This is a genomic window from Collinsella sp. 4_8_47FAA, assembly GCF_000763055.1.
Classification (GTDB): domain Bacteria; phylum Actinomycetota; class Coriobacteriia; order Coriobacteriales; family Coriobacteriaceae; genus Collinsella.
The window spans coordinates 260,161-277,180 of record NZ_KN214135.1; the positions used below are offsets into that span (position 1 = coordinate 260,161).

Here is a 17,020-nt window from a genome sequence, read left to right on the forward strand (position 1 = left end):
TATAGCTAGCTATATTATACCTTCCTATAATATAGCTAGCTATAACGTAATTCGACAAGCGGCGCACGCAAAAGGGCGGTATACCACCGCACGTGGACCGTTCCGGAAAATGTATCCCGTTCTGGAGCCAAAAACTGGGCCGTAGTTTCCGCCAAACATGCCATCCGGAAAGCGCGTCCCGTTCTGAGCCTGAATTCTGGGATGCATTTTCCACTGAAGCCTCTACCGGAAAACGCATCCCATTCTGAGGCTTGAATCCGGGACACAGTTTCCGCCTGCGGCCCCGCTGGGAAAGTTCATCCCGCTCTGAGAGCTCGTTCCGGGATGCAATTTCCGTTTGAGGCCCGATCCGGAAACGGCATCCCACCCTGGGGCCGAAATCTGGGTCACAGCCTCCGCCGGCACAGACGACGATCCGCCGCCTTTATCACATGCCTTCAAATATGCGATCAAGAAACACAAAACAGCAGATAGATTGCTCTTTTTCGGAAAAGTAAACGTCCCTAAACTTACCAAGGCTTCATATCTAGCTACCGTTCACGGATGCCGATTACCGCCCACCGATTCAGCTTCAAAAAATGACGTCAAAACCAGGCCATCTACCTGCATGGTTAGATTTTGGTCAGCTTTTGGTCAGCTGAGCGGCAAGTTCCGGCTGATACGTTTTTGCTACCCAAAAGGAGGCGGTAGCTCATGACCCATTGCAATGACCAACTCATCGACCAACTGCTCACCCAAGCCGAACAAGAGGGGCGCTGTCTGATTCCCCCGAGCGCGGCGATCCGAAAAGCGCTCCTGCGGCGCATCGGCGACATGGTCGTCTCCCCCATGCCGGGATTGTTCGCGCGCAAAATACGCTGGGATGAACTAAACCGAGCGCAACGCCATTGCGAGATTATCCGCGCCCTTGCGATCATCCACCCCGATTGGACGTTCTGCTCGTTTTCGGCTGCCTGCCTGCTGGGGCTCGAGGTCTCGTGGCGACACCTGAATGTCGTGCATGTCTGCAGCTCGACAAAGCCGTCGGCTCGTCCGGGCGCACATATTCAGCGGCACCAGATTGAGCCGGCCGGAGCAATACGCAGAGTCGGCATATCGGTAACGCCGCCTATCCAAACGGCCACAGATTGCCTGCTGCAAACTGGTTTTGCCGACGGCATGCCCATTGCCGATTCGGCGATCTCAAAGCTCGGCCTTACGCGGGAACAGCTGATGGAGGCCGTTGAGCAACGAGCGACTGCCCGCAATGGTCGCGCAATTCGCACCGCCCTCACAACGCTTCGATATGCCGACGTCCGCGCCGAGAGCGGTGGGGAATCGGTCGCCCGAGCCGTCATGATCGAGACCGGTTTTGCGCCCGACTGGCTTCAATACGAGCTGACGGACCCCTTCGATTCGACCGAAACCATGCGAACGGACTTTGCCTGGGAGACCCAGGCGCGGGAGCTCACGTTGGGAGAACTCGACGGGCTCGTCAAATATACCGACCAGGCCATGCTAGCCGGGCGCACCACCGCCGAGGCGCTCGTTGCCGAACGACAGCGTGAGGCGCACCTATCGCTCTACGGTCACCCTCTGCTGCGCTTTACCATGAACGAGGTCCGCTCGGCAGGAATGCTCACCAAAAAGCTTCAGACGGCAGGCATCCGGCAGACCGCGCTGCCGACGTGGCTCAACGAAGTGGAGCTGTAGGAGCTGCTAGGCCGCGCATCGCCGGATCGCATCCCCCCTATCTGGGCCGCGTTTTCCCAACGGCCACGCCAACGGAAAGCGCGTCCCATTCTGAGGCATGATTCCGGGACACAGCTTCCGGTTGAGGGGCGATCCGGAAAGCACGACCCGTTCCGAGACCGAATTCCGGGACGCAGTTTCCGCTTGAGGCTTCAACCGGAAAATGCATCCCAGGCTGGAGCCATATTCCGGGACACACTTTCCATTTGAGGCCTCTACCGGAAAACGAATCCCATTCTGAGCGTCGAATCCGGGATACAGTTTCCGTTTGAAGCCCGTCCGGAAAGTACGCCCCATTCTGGAGCCGAAATCTGGGACGAATCTTCCGCATGCGGAGGCGCTCCAAACAAAAGGCCCCGGCTCGCGATGGAGCTGGGGCCAAAGGCGCAGCGTATGTAATTGATGCTGAGCGCGAACGGCCCGTTAGCAATGGCCGTACGCGCTCTACCCTACCCGCGGTGACGGGCGCGGCTGTAGGGCGTATCCACCATGGGCAGATCGGGACGCAGTTTGCCGTCAAACGCGCGGTAGGCGTTCTGTACGGCGGGCGCCGTGGGGATCGTTGCGATCTCGCCGATGCCCTTGCCACCATATGCCACAGGCAGTAGCTCGTCCTTCTCCACGTAGATGGCATGGATATCCGGAATCTCGGGCGCACGGAACAGCCCGAGCGTACCGTACCTTGCCTGGGGCACGCAGTCCTTGAGCGGCCAATCCTCGGTAAGCGCATAGCCCATACCCATAAGCACGCCGCCTTCGATCTGGCCCTGAATGGAGATGGGGTTGACCACCTTGCCGGAATCGTGCGCGGCATAGACCTCGCTCACGCGGCCGTCATCGTCCAAAATGACCACGTGCGTGGCAAAGCCGTAGCAGATGTGGCTCTTGGGATTGGGAACGTCGGCGCCCAGCTTGTCGGTCGGCTCCAGGTACACGTAGCCAAACTCGCATCCCTCGAGCGCCTTGATGGCGGCCGCGGGATCCTGAGGATGCATACCCTGGCCGGCGACGAGCTCCTGCGTGTGCAGCTGATAGGCGCGACCGTCGTCGTACTCGATCTTGACGCCGTCGCCATGCGCATTCACGGGAGCGGCGGGCGCAGACTTGCCGGCCTCGATGTCAAGCATGGCATCGCGCAGCAGGAAGGCGGCACCGCGCACGGCCTCGCCGGTCACGACCGTCTGACGCGAGCCAGACGTGGTGCCGGAGTCGGGAGCGTTCTCAGTGGAGCACTCGCCGTTGGCGATGCAACGAAGCGGCAGACCGCAGGCCTCGGCAACGTCCTGCAAAAAGACGGTGTTGCAGCCCTGGCCGATGTCGGACGTGGCGGCATAGACCACGGCCACGCCGTTCTCGACGCGAATCTTGCAGCGGCCGGCGTCGGGCAGGCCAACGCCCACGCCAGCGTTCTTCATAGCGCAGGCAATGCCGGCGTGGCCGGGATGCGCATAGTAGGCATCCTTGACCTCGAGCAGTGTCTCCTTAAGCGCCGTGGAGCAGTCGGCAATCTGGCCGTTGGGCAAAACCTCGCCCGGCTCGATGGCGTTTCTGTAACGAATCTCCCACGGATCCAGGCCGACCTTCTCGGCCAGCAGGTCGATCAGGCTCTCGAGCGCAAACTCGGACTGGCAAACGCCAAAGCCGCGGTACGCACCGGCGGGCGGATTGTTGGTGTAGTAGCCAAAGCCGCGAATGTCGGTATTCTGGTACTTGTAGGGGCCGACGGCATGCGTGCAGGCGCGCTCGAGCACCGGACCGCACAGCGACGCGTAGGCGCCGGTGTCAAAGTTGATCTCGCAGTCCAGACCGGTAAAGTTGCCCTCGGCGTCGCAACCCAGCGTAAAGGTGCCGTCCATGGCATGGCGCTTGGGATGGAACGCGAGCGACTCGGCACGCGTGAGCTTGCACTTCACAGGACGCTGGAACTTGTATGCGGCGAGCGCGGCCAGGTGCTGGATGGACACGTCCTCCTTGCCGCCAAAGCCGCCACCCACGAGCATGGTCTCGACGACCACACGCTCGGGTTCGTTGTCCCAGCCAAACATGTGGGCGCACTCTTTGCGCGTGTCGTAGGCACCCTGGTCGGTCGACTGCACCTTGACGCCGTTCTTGTACGGGAAGGCGACGGCGCACTCGGGCTCCAAGAAGGCATGCTCGGTAAAGGGCGTGGTAAAGCGCTGCGTCACGGTAAACGCGCTCTCTGCCAGCGCCTTGGCGGCGTCGCCGCGCGTCACGTGACGGCTCTGGCACACGTTGTCCTTGAGCTCCACCGTATTGCCAAAGGCAAAGAAGCTGTCGTGCAGGCGCGGGGCGTCGGCAGCCCTGGCCTCGGCAATGTTACGCACGGGCTCCAGCGGCTCGTAATCGATCTTTACGAGCTTCTTGGCCTTCTCGAGCGTCGCCTCGTCCTCGGCAACCACCAGCACGATGGCATCGCCCACGCAGCGAGTGATATCGCCCTGGGCGATCATGACGTCCCAGTCCTGGATAAGGTGGCCGACCTGGTTGACCGGCACGTCCTCGGCGCGCAGGATGCCAACCACACCGGGTAGGGCCTCGGCCTTGGAGGTATCGATGGAGAGCACGCGGGCACGCGGATACTTGGAGCGCACGGCGCTGGCGTAGGTCAGGCCCGGCTGGTCGATCTCGTCGATGTCGTCGGGGTACTTGCCCTCGCCGAGCACCTTCTTGCGCACGTCAATACGGAAGGCGCGCTTGCCCACGCCGTAGTCGTCGCCGCGCTCCAAGTCCTCGTCGATCTGTTTTTCGCCGCGGAGCACCGCAGCGGCCAGCGAAATGCCCTCAATAATCTTCTTGTAGCCGGTGCAGCGGCAGACGTTACCGCGAATGGCGTACTTGATCTGCTCCTCGGTGGGTTCGGGGTCCTCGGCGATGAGCGCCGCACCCGCCATGACCATACCGGGGATGCAAAAACCGCACTGCACGGCGCCCACGGCGCCAAAGGCGTACACAAAGGCCTCGCGCACGTCCTCGGGCAGACCCTCGACGGTCACGATGTCGCGGCCGGCGGCAAGGGCGGTGGTCAGCACGCAGGCCTTGACGGCCGCACCCTCCACGTGGATGGTGCAGGTACCGCATGCGCCCTCGGAGCAGCCGTCCTTGGCGGAATGGATATGCAGGTCGTCGCGCAGGTAGCGCAGCAGCGGTTTATTTTGGGTCGTCGTGCGCTCCACGCCGTTAACGGTAAAAGTGAATTCCTGTGCCATGGTGATTCCCTTCTACACGCCGGCGGCGATGCCGGTTCGGTCGTGGATGGCGCCATGCGGGCAGACGACGGCGCACATACCACACGACAGGCAGTCCGCGCCGTCGATATGAGCGCAGTTGTCCTCGATGCGGATAGCGCCGGCGGGGCACTTTTTGGCGCACATGCCGCAACCGATGCAGCTGGTGTCGCAGATCTTGCGCGCAATGGCGCCCTTATCCGTGTTGTTGCAGCGCACCAGGATGTTCTGGTAGCCGGGAACGAAGGCAATCACGCGCTGCGGGCACGCCATGCCGCACAGGCCACAGCCCGTGCACTTGGAGCGGTCCACGCGGGCGACGCCGTCGACCAGTGCGATGGCACCGTGGGGGCAGGCCGTAACGCAGGCGCCACAGCCAATGCAGCCTTCGCTGCAGCGGGCGTCGCCGCCTGCGGAGGCGCAACCGCTTCCGCAGGCAACGTAGGCCACATTATGTTGAATGGATTTGGCCATAAGAGACTCGCCTATTTCTTAAGAAGGTACGAATAGTTGTCGCGCACAGCCCTGATGGTCAGGCGGACGGCCTCGGGAAGACCGGTGTTGACGGCATCGACCGAGACGGTGCGGACCGTGCCGGCGACGCGGACCTTAAAGTGATCCTCGTCCACGGCCAGGAAGCCCTCGTTCTCGGAGTTCTCCATGTCCTGCTCGCTCCAGAACAGGGTGAGCTTGTCCTTGTAGGGACGACCCTCCTGGTAGGGGCAGAACACGGCGCAGTTGCCGCACTCGTTGCACATGCCGTCGACGTGGACGACCTGATGCTTGGCCAGGCCCGGCACCTTAATTGCCACGTTGGCGCGGTTGGGGCACACGTCGCAGCAGACCTCGCACACCGAGCCGCAGCCCAGGCAGCGGGTCTTGGTGCAGTTGCGCTTGTCGCGGCACAGCGACCCCTTGCGCTCGTAGCAGGTATCCTCGCGGCCAGCCTGCTCGTTGCAATCGGCGTACTTGTTAAAGTCCACGCCGGCGATGGCGCGGGCGACTTCGGCGGCGTCGGCAATAGCCTCGACCACGGTAGCCGGACCGCGGCGACAGTCGCCCGCAGCCCAGACGCCCTCGACACCGGTGGAGGTGGCGGCAAGGCGGCCGCGACGGTCGTGCTCGACGCCCGCGGCGTCGTACAGGCTGGCATCGATGCCCTCGCCCACGGCACAGATCACCGTGGTGGCGGGAAGCTCGACGGTCTCGCCCGTGGCGACGGGGCTGCGACGGCCGCTTGCATCCGGCTCGCCAAGCTCCATAACGTCGCAGGTCAGCACGGCGCCGTTGAGCGCCTTAGGCGCCAGCAGCTCGCAGAACTCAACGCCGTCGGCAAGAGCAAGATCGAGCTCTTCCTCGTCGGCGGGCATCTGCTTCTTGGTGCGGCGATACACCAGGCGCACGTTCTTCACGCCAGCCAGGCGCTTGGCCACGCGGGCAGCATCCATGGCGGTGTTGCCGGCGCCGATGACCACGACGTCCTCGCCCAGCTCGAGCTTCTCGCCCTTCTTGGCGGCCTCGAGGAATTCCAGCACGTCGAGCTCGGCACCCTCGCCCAAGCCCGCAGAGCCGGGCATCCAGGCACCGGTGGCCACGACCACGTCGGTAAAGCCCTGGGCCTTGAGCTCTTCAATGGAATCCACGCGAGCGTTAAGCTGCACCTTGGCGCCAAAGGCCAGGCAGAGCTCGGCATCGTGGGAGATATCGTCGCTCGCAATACGGAACTCGGGGATCACGTGACGGACCACGCCGCCGAGCGAATCGCGGGCCTCAAAGATGGTGACGGGCACGCCGGCGCGCGTCAGGAAGAACGCCGTCGCCAGACCGGCCGGGCCGCCGCCGATAACGGCAACGTTGCGCTCGCCGTCGTTGGCGATGGCCTGGGCGCGCAGCTTGGGCAGCACGGCGGTCATGGCCTCGCGGGCGGCCTTGAGCTTGCTGGCGCGAATCTGGGCGCCCTCGGGCTCGTAAAATGCGCGCTCGCAGGCACGGCCGCAGGGATGCGGGCAGATGGTCCCGGTAATGAACGGCAGGGCGTTGCGCTCGATGATGATGTTGAGCGCGTCCTCGTAGCGACCCTCGTCAACAGCCGCCAGGTAGGCGGGAATATCCTGCTGGATGGGGCAGCTCGTGCGGCACGGCGTGGTAAAGCAATCGGAAAGCGGGCTCTTGCCGGCGACCTTGCGGTCGGGCAGCGGGCGCAGCGGCTTCTTGTAGAGCGGGTTGGTGAGCGAGTCGGCCTGGATCGCGGTCACGGCGTCGAGAGAGACGCCCGCGAACGGCTTGCCGTCCAGGTCGGTAAACTCGCCGGCCATCTGGCTAAAGCGCTCGTAGCCACCAGGCTTGAGCACGTCGGTCGCCAGGGTGACGGGCCAAATGCCGGCATCGTACAGGGCGCGGATGTTGTAGACCGTGGCACCGCCGGAGTAGCTGATGCGCAGTTTGCCATCAAACTGCTCGGTAATGCGGCGGGCAGCCTCGATGGTCAGCGAGAACAGCGAACGGCCGGACATGTACATCTCGGTGGAAGGCAGCTCGTTTCTCGTCACGTCGACGGGGAACGTGTTGGTCAGCTTGACGCCAAACTCCAGGCCGCGCTCGGCGCACAGGGCAATCAGGCGCTCGAACATAGGCACGGCATCGGCCCACTGCAGGTCCTCGCGGAAGTGCGTGTCATCGAAGACGATGTAGTCAAAGCCCAGCTCGTTGAGGCGCTGACGTGCAAACTCATAGCCCAGCAGCGTGGGGTTGCACTTGATGTAGGTGTTGAGACCCTTCTCGGTAATCAGATAGGTCGCGATGCGCTCGATCTCGGCGGGCGGGCAGCCGTGCAGGGTAGACTCGGTGATGGAGTTGGAGACGCGTGCCGGGATGGATTCGACAAATGCGGCGTCGACATGCTCAAACTTGTCCAGGTTGGCGAGCGCCCATGCGCGGCACTCGTTCCAGACGTCAGAGCCGCTGGCGTCCTTCATGCCCTCGATGTAGGCGTCGACCTTGGGGCTCTTAATACCCTCCAGGTCATAGCCCACGGACATGTTAAAGACAAAGCCGTCCGGGCTGCCCAGGCCGTACTCGCGAGCGATCAGGTGGCAGGCAAACCATGCCTTCACGTACTCGGCAAAAGCCTGCGGAACCTCGAGCTCGGTCGACCACTCGCAGTTGTAGCACTCGTCCTGCGCCACGATGCAGGGCTTGTTCACACACTTGGAGAGCTCCTCGCCGTCCATCACCTGAACGGTCTTGAGCTCAAAGAAGCGTGAACCGGCCACGTAGGATGCCACGATGTTCTGGGCCAGCTGCGTATTGGGACCGGCGGCCGGGCCAAACGGAGTCTCGATGCGCTCGTCAAAAATGGGAAGCGCACCCTCCTGGTTGGTCGTGACCATCTTGCGCACGCCAAAGACGGCGCTCTGAGTCTTGTGCTCCTCGATGATCCAGTTCATCAGCTGCGAAAACGGGATCGGCCTCATGATGTCGCTCATAGTGAGCTCCTCTCTGTAACGCCCGGCGAGACCGCGCGGCGGGCGCAAATACGGTGTAGCGCTAGCACAGCGCCGGCGACCCCGCGGAGGTCGCCTATACGCGCGTCGAATGCGGCGAAACACCCGACGCGCGTGAATCTACTTGTGAATTAGTAGGTGCGATCGTTGAGCGTGCTCCAGAGCTTCTTGGACTCAGCCATGGTCCACGCGTTGATCTTGTCCTCATCAATCCCAACGAACTCGCGATCCTTGTACAGGACGCGGCCGTTGATGATGGTGGTGCGGCAGTTTTTGCCCGTCATGCCAAAGAGCATGTGGCCGTCGATGTTCTCCTCGCTCAGCGGCGTAAAGGGCTTGTAGTCCATAACGATAACGTCGGCGGCAGCGCCGGCCTCGAGCACACCAAGCTTGCGATCGAAGTACTTGCTCGCCATCTTGGCGTTGTTCTCAAACAGCATCGTCATGGCCTCGCACCAGCCCACGTTGGGCATGGCAGCGTTGTGGCGCTGAATGATCAGGAAGACCTTAAGGCTCTCGAGCATATCGTGGGTGTAGGCGTCGGTACCCATGCACACGGGGATGCCGCGGCGGAAGAACTCGAGCACGGGGGCGCAGCCCACGGCGTTGCCCATATTGGATTCGGGGTTGTTGACCAGCCAGGTGCCGGACTCCTTGACGATATCCATCTCGGCAGGCGTCACGTGGATGCAGTGGCCCAGCATGGTGTCGGGACCAAGCAGGTTGTGCTGCAGCAGGCGCTCGACGGGGCTGATGCCACCGCGGTTGAGGCGGGAGTCCCACACGTCATTCATGCCCTCGCACACATGGATGTGGAAGCCGGTCAGGCCGTTGTTGGCCTCGGCCATCTTGTCCATGGTCTCGTCCGACAGCGTAAAGGTGGCATGCCCGCCAAACATGGCGGCGATCATGTGGTTGTCGTTATCGCGACGCTCCTTGGCGGCCCACTGGGCAAACTCGGCGTTCTCGGCAATGGCCTGGTCGCATTTTTCCTGACCACGGCGATCGGAGACCTCGTAGCACAGGCACGAACGCATGCCCAGCTCCTGAGCTGCATCCTTAATGGTAAAGAGGCTTCCCGGGATCTCGCAGAAACTCGCGTGGTGATCGAAGATCGTGGTGACGCCATCGCGGATGGAGTCAAGAATCGTGGCATAGGCGCTGGCCTTGGTGCCGTCGAGCGTCAGGTTGTCGTCGATCTTCCACCACTGCTGCTCGAGATTCTCCAGGAAGTTGGTGGGGTTGCAGCCCTTAATGGCAAGGCCGCGGGCCAGACCCGAGTAGATGTGGGTGTGGCAGTTGATGAGTCCGGGCATGATGAGGTTGCCCTGGGCGTCGACGTACTCGGCATCCGGGTACTTGGCCTTGAGCTCGCGCTCGGGGCCCACTTCGACGATCGTATCTCCGTCAATAGCGACCGCACCGTTGGGAATGAACGGAGTCTGAGCGTTGCGGGTAAAGACGGAACCGTTAGCGACCAGAAGCATAAATGCTCCCTTCAACATCAGGGGCGGGGTTTGACACCTCTGACATGGCGGAAGTGCGAAGCGCCGGCCTACACCGGAAACGGGCCCTCTCCCGTCAACGCTTCACCAAAGGGACAAGCCCTTTGAAGTACGGCTTGGCGCCGCATGGCGCCGGCGGACGAGGCGATGCGTCCGCCGGCGAATAGCACCGAATTGGTTACTTCTTGCTCTCGGGCAGGACCAGATCCACAGCGGCATCCTTGGCGGCATCGATGTGCTGAGCCACGACCGGCGTCTGCGGAAGGATCAGGTTAAGGACAATGGCCATGATGGCGGTGGGGGTCACAGCGTTGGAGCCGATGACGGTGGACACCCAGGTGGGCATGCCCTCGCCGGCAAGGCAACCGCTGGCCATCCAAATACCCAGGCCAAAGACGACCGAGGTGCCGACGATGGTGGTGGTGCGCTGCGTGAGGCCCTCGCGGGTGAACATGCGCACACCGTTCATGGTGATGGTGCCAAAGACGCCGACGGTCGCGCCGCCGATGACGGGCTGCGGGATGGCGGAAAGGACGGCAGAGAGCTGCGGGAACAGGCCGGCGATGGCAAAGACGGCCGCGATGATCACAAAGACCCACTTGTTGACGACCTTGTTGGAGCAGATGATGCCCACGTTCTGGCCAAGGGCGCTGGTGGGAAGACCGCCCAGCAGGCCGCCGACCATAGAGGTGAGGCCCTGGGACACAATAGCGCCGGAGAGCTCGCGCTCGGTGGGCATACGGTCGATGGAGCCCAGGCAGGCGGCGGAAACGTCACCGATAACCTGGATGGCGACCATGGGGAACACGACAGCGAGGGTAATGCAGACCTCGGGATCAAACTCGAGCGCGTAGGGCATGAGCTTGGGAAGGGCGAAGACCTGGGCGGTAGCGACGCTGGAGAAGTCGATCATGCCAAAGGGGATGGAGACGATCATGCCAACGATCATGCCAAAGAACACAGATCCCAGCTTGAGCGTGCCCTTGCCAAAGTTGGCGAGCGCAAAGACCACGGCGAAGGTGATAAGAGCAACGCACCAGGCCTGCGGGGTGCCCCACAGCGGCGTGCCCATGCCACCGGCCATGTACTTGACGGCCGTGGGATAGAGAGAGACGCCAATGGAGAAGATGACCGTACCGGTCACGACGGGCGGGAACAGCCACTTGATCTTGCTGTAGGCCAGACCAAAGAGGACCGCGACGGCACCGCCGACAATCTCGCCGCCCAGCAGCGCGCCAAAGCTAAAGCCCGAGGCACCCATGGCCTGGAGGGCCGGGAGGAACGCGAACGAAACGCCCATGACGATGGGCAGGCCGCCGCCGATGCGACGGAAGGGAGCGAAGGCCTGAAGGGCCGTGTCGATTGCCGAAAGAATGAGCGCGACCTGGATGATGTCGGTGCTCTGCTGGCTATTAAAGCCGTAGACGCCGGCCATGATGACCGCCGGGGTAATGATGCCGGCAAACGATGCCAGTACGTGCTGAAGGGCACACGGGATCATTTCCTTAACGGGCGGCATGCCTTCGCGAGTGAACAGGGCTTCGGTGCCGTTCGTAACCGTCTCCTGGGTCATTTGACCACCAATCCTCGAAGTAGTTGTTTTCGCATCTAACGCTCTATTGTGACGCAGTGCGGGGGTGAGGTTGTGCCTTCGTTGCATATCGTATTAAAGATGATTCTCATTCTCAATAATAATTTTTTGTTATCAGACTATTCTTCAGCTGAGATAGTGCATTTCCGCAGGTCAGGAAAGTGTCTGGTCAAAATAACATCTAACTATTCTTTTGGTCGACCGTTTACCGCCAAATTCCTACCGTTCGTCTGTATTACGCAATGTACCTGCGGATATACGAGATGATGAGCAGCGTGTTACCATGATAAAAAATTGTTATGAACACTTCGATAGAACCCAAAGGAGTTGCCCGTGAACGAGACCGTACGTCGCTTTTTGCCGATGGTCGATTTCCTGGAGCAGGTACTCGGTAAGAACAGCGAGATCGTCCTGCACGATTTCTCGGATCCTGACCACGCCATCGTCGATATCCGCAACGGTATCGTGAGCGGCCGCAAGGTCGGCGGTCCCGCTACCGATCTGGCACTCAAGATCATGCACGACGCCAAGTATCGCGACCTGCCGTTTATTACGGGCTACGAGGGGCGCGGTGCCGGTGGCAAGACGTTGGAGTCGGCGACGTTCTTTATCCGCGAGAATGACGAGATTGTCGGTATGCTCTGCGTCAACACCGATCTTTCCACGGTCCGTTCCATCAACGCCATGGCGCAGCAGCTCATGGCGTGCTTCGACGCTGCGCCTAGACAGGCAGAGCCCGCGTCTATCGAGGTCGAAAGCCTTTCGGAGTCTACACAGGAGCTCATCGACCGCAGCATTGCCGAGCTGCTGAGCGCGCGCGGGCTGGATGTAGCGTCACTTGGCCAGAGCGACCGCGTGGACGTCATTCGCCACCTCAACGGCAACGGGGTGTTCATGCTCAAGGGCGCCGTGGCCTGTGCCGCCACCGCGCTGGGCATCTCGGAGCCCAGCGTCTACCGCTACCTGCAAAAAGTCCGCAAGGAAGGCTAAACGTTAACCCTTGGGGACGGAGGGAAACGGATCATTTTTGTCGCATCACGTGACAAAAGACCCTGCAGCTCGCACTGCAGGGTCTTTTTGCATGTCATGTTTAGTTGTTGCCAACGCCTTAGAGAGCGGCGACGACCTCGATCTCGACCAGACCGCCGGCCGGAAGAGCGGCAACCTGGAAAGCGCTGCGCGCAGGGAACGGAGCCTCGAACTTGGAAGCGTAGATCTCGTTCACGGCAGCGAAGTCTGCGATGTCGGCCAGGTAGACCGTGGTCTTGACGACATCGGCAAAGGTGGCGCCGGCAGCGGTCAGCAGGGCCTCGACGTTAGCAAGGGACTGCTTAGCCTGGGCCTCGACGCCCTCGGGCATCTTGCCGGTTGCGGGGTCGATGCCCAGCTGGCCGGACAGGAACACCATGTTGCCGGTCTGGATGCCGGGGGAATACGGGCCGATGGCTGCAGGTGCGTTATCGGAAGACACGACGGTCTTGCTCATGTTTTTCTCCTTACGATCAATTGAGAGAGCGTGAGCGCGGTGTTCACACCGGGAGGCACAGTTCGGTCTGAACACCGCGCTTGATTTGGGATAGTACCCAAGGTTTCCGCGCGATGCAAGATTATTATCACGTTGCGAGAATATTTTATCGCCCAACGGCGCCTGTCGGTCGCTGAACGGCACGACCGGACGGTGCAGCTCAAAATGATCCGTTTCCCTCCGTCCACTATGGATCACCTGATTCGATGGGGACGAAGGGAAACCGATCATTCTTGCTGCAAGGGCTGCTGAAGACTTTATCCTGCTTGGGCCACAGGGCTCGTCCGCCGCAACAGCACCACTATACTTTTGAATATCTGAGCATTTTGAAAGGCAGGATATGACCGCAACCGCCAGTCGAACCACCAACCGCAGACCCGAGCTCTTGGCGCCCGCCGGAGGGCCCGAGCCCTTTGCCGCCGCACTCGCCGCCGGGGCAGACGCCATCTACTGCGGCATGGGCAGCTTCAACGCCCGCCGCAAGGCCACCAACTTTACCGACGAGGCCTTTGAGCAAGCCTGCCGCGCCGCACATCTAGCCGGTTCGCGCGTCTATGTCACGGTCAACATCGTCATCAAGCAGTCCGAGATGGGCGATGCGCTGCAACTCATCCATCGCTGCTCCACGCTGGGCGCCGACGCCTTCATCATCCAGGACTGGGGCCTGTTCTTTGAGGTCAAGCGCACCATGCCCGGCATCGAGACACATATCTCGACCCAGGCGAACATCCATGACGACCGCGGGACTATCTGGTGCCGCGAGCAGGGCGCCGACCGCGTGACCCTCTCGCGCGAGCTTTCCATCGACGAAATTGCCGCCATTCACGATGCCGCGCCCGATGTGGACCTTGAGGTCTTCAGCCATGGCGCCATCTGCTTTTGCTACTCGGGCCTGTGCCTGCTGTCGAGCTTTGCCATGGCGGGCCGCTCGGCCAACCGCGGCATGTGCGCTCAGCCCTGTCGCCTGCCTTACGAGCTGATCGACGAGAACGGCCGCACGCTCTCCCCTGCCGGTCGCGAGCGCGCTCTATGCCCGCGTGACACCAACACCTCACAGCTTGTTCGCCGTCTGTATGATGCCGGCGCCGCGTCTCTCAAGCTCGAGGGCCGCATGAAGGCGCCCGATTACGTGTACTCCATCGTTGATGTGTATCGTCACGAAATTGACGACATGCTATCCGGAGCCACCGTTGCCAAGGACGAGGAAGCCGCCCGCCAGCGCCAGCTCAAGCGCTGCTTCAACCGCGACTTTACGCACGCCTATCAGGACGGCACCTCGGGCGACGAGATGATGAGCTATGAGCGTTCCAACAACCGCGGCCAGATCGTGGGCACGGTGCTGGGCAGCCGCCCGGCCAACCGCGATGTGCGCGACCTCAAGCCCGACGACCGCCGTCGCCGTGCCGCCATCGCCCGCATTGAGCTGTTTGAGCCCGTGGGCAAGGGCGACCTGCTGGAGCTTCGCCACGATAACGAGTTTGACCAGTTCCTGACCACCATTGCCGCCGATGATGCCGCCGCGGGCGATGTTATCGAATGTCGCGTGCCCCGCAGTATGCCCGAAGGCTGCCGCGTCCGCGTGATTCGCAGCCAGCGTGCCATCGACGCCGCCGGCGCCGCGCTCAAGCGCGATGTGCTGCGCCGCCGAGCTGTTGATGTGTCCGTCGTGGCGCGCCTGGGCGAGCCGTTTACTGTCACACTCACCTGCTGCGATGATCCTTCGCTTGCGGCCACGGCCACGGGCTTTACCGTCGAGGCTGCCAAGACCCGCGCCGTTGAGGCGACAGACCTGGTTGAGCATGTGGGCCGCATGGGCTCCTCGCCCTTTGAGGCGGCGAGCTTTGATGTGGCGCTCGATGAGGGCTGCGGTATGGGCTTCTCTGCCGTGCACAAGGTGCGTGCCGCCGCCTGTAAGGCCTTGGAGGAGGCCATTCTGGAGCCGTACGAGGAGCGTGCGAAGACGCTCGAGTTGCCGGTGCTCGACAAATGTACGCGCCCCATGCCCGAGCACTACCGCGACGAGCCGCAGATCTGCGCCGCCGTCACCACGCTCGAAGCCGCCGAGGCGGCTCGTGCCGAGGGCGCCACGCGCATCTATATGACCACCGACGCGCTCGAGGCTGTCGGACTCTCCCCTGCCGATGCATTTGAGCAGGGCATCATACCCGTACTCGACGAGGTCTGCCGCGCCGTCGACCACGAGCGCGTCAATCCCTGGATTAATGCCGGAGCCACCGTCGCCGTCGGCAATATCTCCGAGCTCGCCGTAGCCGTGCATGCCGGCGCCACGGCGGAGGTCCGCTCTTGCCTGCCGGTGCACAACACGCCCTGTATGGAGGCGCTTGCCAAGCGCGGAGCCGGTGCGTTTTGGCTCTCGCCCGAGATCACGCTCGACGAGATTGTCTCGCTCGGCGCCGCCGCGCCCGCGGCTCTGGGCATCACCGTTTTCGGCCGTCCGCGCGTCATGACAAGCGAGCATTGCATTCTGCAGGTTGCCAATGGCTGCATCCACGATTGTGCCAACTGCCGCCTGCGTGCCCGCAAGCTCTCGCTCAAGAATATCGACGGAAAGGTCATGCCCGTCCGCACCGATATCCACGGCCGCTCTCGCCTGTACGATGCCTACCCCATCGACCTCACGCCGCAGGTTCCTCAGCTGCTCGATGCCGGTGTGCGTCGTCTCATGGTGGACGGAACGCTGCTCGAGACGGATGAGGTGGGCCGTGCCGTCGCCCGCGTCCGTCGAGCCGTCGAAGCAGCGCAGGCCGGCCGCAAGCCCGCCGCCCGTCTACGCGGGGCGACCTCAGGCTGCATGTTTGTGGGAATCAGTTAACCGAAAGGCTTACACGTGAACGAAGAACCTCAAGTCCTCTACTGCGATGCCTGGCTCATGGCCATCGACAAGCCCGCCGGCATGATCGTCCACGGCGACGGCACCGGCGAGCGCACGCTCACCGACTACGCCAGCGACCTGCTGCTGGCAATGGGCGACGGCTTTGCCGCGACCGACATGCAGCCGCTCAACCGCCTGGACCGCGACACCACCGGCGTGGTGTTGTTCTCGCTCGACAAGCAGACGCAGCCCGCCTTTGACCAGATGATCATCGACCACGCTTTCGAAAAGCACTACCTGGCGCTCGCCGAGGGCAAGATCGACTGGAACGAAAAGCTCATCGACAAGCCCATCGCCCGCGACCGCCACGACAGCCGCAAGATGCGCGTCGGCGCCAGCGGCAAGCCGTCTCAAACTCGCGTGAAGGTGCTCAAACGTCTTAAGAGCCGTCGTGGCCTGCCCGCGCGCTCGTATATCGATGTCGAGTTGCTCACCGGCCGCAAGCACCAAATCCGTGTGCACCTGGCAAGCGAGCATCATCCCCTGGTTGGCGACGACCTGTACGGAACGCCGCGCCCCTGCGGCCTGATGCTCCACGCCCACAGCGTGTCCTTCACGCATCCCGTAACCGGCGAGCACATCCACATCGAAGCCCCCTGCCCCTGGGAGCCCTAAACCACCACAATGGGGACAGTGAACTGCGCCCCGAAACTTGGACTGAACAAATAGCGACTACGCCGCAAGGGCCCGGTTCCGGAACTCCTCCGGCGTCAGGCCCTTCAATCTTACCTGCCTGCGCCGCGTGTTCCAATGGTCTATGTACTCCTCCAGGTCGCGCTTGAAGTCCCCGAAGCTGCCCCACTCCCTGCCGCGGTAGAACTCGTCCTTCACGTGGCCGAAGAGCTGCTCGGTGGCGGCGTTGTCGATGCAGTTCCCCTTGCGCGACATGCTCTGGGTGATGCCCGCCCCCTCCAGCCTGGAGGCGTAGGGACTCGTGCTGGTACTGCCAGCCCATGTCCGAGTGCAGTGGTCGGCGCCGCCCCGTCGGGCAGGGCCTCGAGGAGCCGGTCGAGCATCCTGTGCTGCT

11 protein-coding genes are annotated in these 17,020 nt (G+C 62.4%); 4 read left to right on the forward strand and 7 right to left on the reverse strand.

The genetic code is table 11. The features are described from left to right. Positions 1-693 precede the first annotated feature (693 nt). The gene (locus HMPREF9463_RS04500; protein ID WP_052044076.1) at positions 694-1,692 is read left to right on the forward strand and encodes a hypothetical protein; all 999 of its coding nucleotides are present in this window, start codon (positions 694-696) and stop codon (positions 1,690-1,692) included. Between the two features lie 488 nt (positions 1,693-2,180). On the opposite strand, the gene xdh is transcribed toward HMPREF9463_RS04500, so the two are convergent. The 5 genes from xdh to HMPREF9463_RS04525 all read right to left on the reverse strand — a co-directional run bounded on the left by xdh (position 2,181) and on the right by HMPREF9463_RS04525 (position 11,557). Then, the gene (gene xdh, locus HMPREF9463_RS04505; protein WP_035137468.1) at positions 2,181-4,958 is read right to left on the reverse strand and encodes a selenium-dependent xanthine dehydrogenase; all 2,778 of its coding nucleotides are present in this window, start codon (positions 4,956-4,958) and stop codon (positions 2,181-2,183) included. Between the two features lie 12 nt (positions 4,959-4,970). Further along, positions 4,971-5,450 carry a 4Fe-4S binding protein gene (locus HMPREF9463_RS04510; protein WP_035137469.1) on the reverse strand — a complete coding sequence of 160 codons (480 nt, stop codon included), beginning with the start codon at positions 5,448-5,450 and terminating at the stop codon, positions 4,971-4,973. 11 nt (positions 5,451-5,461) lie between these two features. Then, positions 5,462-8,461 (reverse strand): putative selenate reductase subunit YgfK, encoded by a 3,000-nt coding sequence (ygfK, locus tag HMPREF9463_RS04515; RefSeq protein WP_035137471.1) that lies wholly within the window; start codon positions 8,459-8,461, stop codon positions 5,462-5,464. A 149-nt stretch (positions 8,462-8,610) separates the two neighbouring features. Further along, positions 8,611-9,966, reverse strand: coding sequence for a putative aminohydrolase SsnA (gene ssnA / locus HMPREF9463_RS04520; RefSeq protein WP_035137474.1), 1,356 nt, complete (start codon positions 9,964-9,966; stop codon positions 8,611-8,613). A gap of 196 nt (positions 9,967-10,162) precedes the next feature. Next, complete coding sequence (locus tag HMPREF9463_RS04525) at positions 10,163-11,557, reverse strand: uracil-xanthine permease family protein (RefSeq protein WP_035137475.1); 1,395 nt, start codon at positions 11,555-11,557, stop codon at positions 10,163-10,165. 351 nt (positions 11,558-11,908) lie between these two features. Here HMPREF9463_RS04525 and HMPREF9463_RS04530 point away from each other — a divergent pair, with 351 nt between their 5' ends. After that, complete coding sequence (locus HMPREF9463_RS04530; RefSeq protein WP_232219751.1) at positions 11,909-12,565, forward strand: helix-turn-helix transcriptional regulator; 657 nt, start codon at positions 11,909-11,911, stop codon at positions 12,563-12,565. A gap of 118 nt (positions 12,566-12,683) precedes the next feature. Here the strand turns inward: HMPREF9463_RS04530 and HMPREF9463_RS04535 are convergent, their stop codons facing one another. Continuing rightward, a complete protein-coding gene (locus HMPREF9463_RS04535) occupies positions 12,684-13,061 on the reverse strand; it encodes a RidA family protein (protein ID WP_035137477.1) in 378 nt (125 codons plus the stop codon). A 379-nt stretch (positions 13,062-13,440) separates the two neighbouring features. On the opposite strand from HMPREF9463_RS04535, the gene HMPREF9463_RS04540 reads away from it, so the two are divergent. Together HMPREF9463_RS04540 and HMPREF9463_RS04545 are read left to right on the forward strand one after the other, a co-directional pair. After that, on the forward strand, positions 13,441-15,933 hold the full coding sequence (locus HMPREF9463_RS04540; RefSeq protein ID WP_035137478.1) for a U32 family peptidase: 2,493 nt from the start codon (positions 13,441-13,443) through the stop codon (positions 15,931-15,933). 15 nt (positions 15,934-15,948) lie between these two features. Then, positions 15,949-16,608, forward strand: a complete 660-nt coding sequence (locus tag HMPREF9463_RS04545; RefSeq protein WP_022094303.1) for an RluA family pseudouridine synthase — start codon at positions 15,949-15,951, stop codon at positions 16,606-16,608. Between the two features lie 57 nt (positions 16,609-16,665). Here HMPREF9463_RS04545 and HMPREF9463_RS11330 read toward each other — a convergent pair. Then, positions 16,666-17,020, reverse strand: a 355-nt coding sequence (locus HMPREF9463_RS11330) for an IS3 family transposase (RefSeq protein ID WP_232219752.1), incomplete at its 5' end; no start/stop codon positions are given.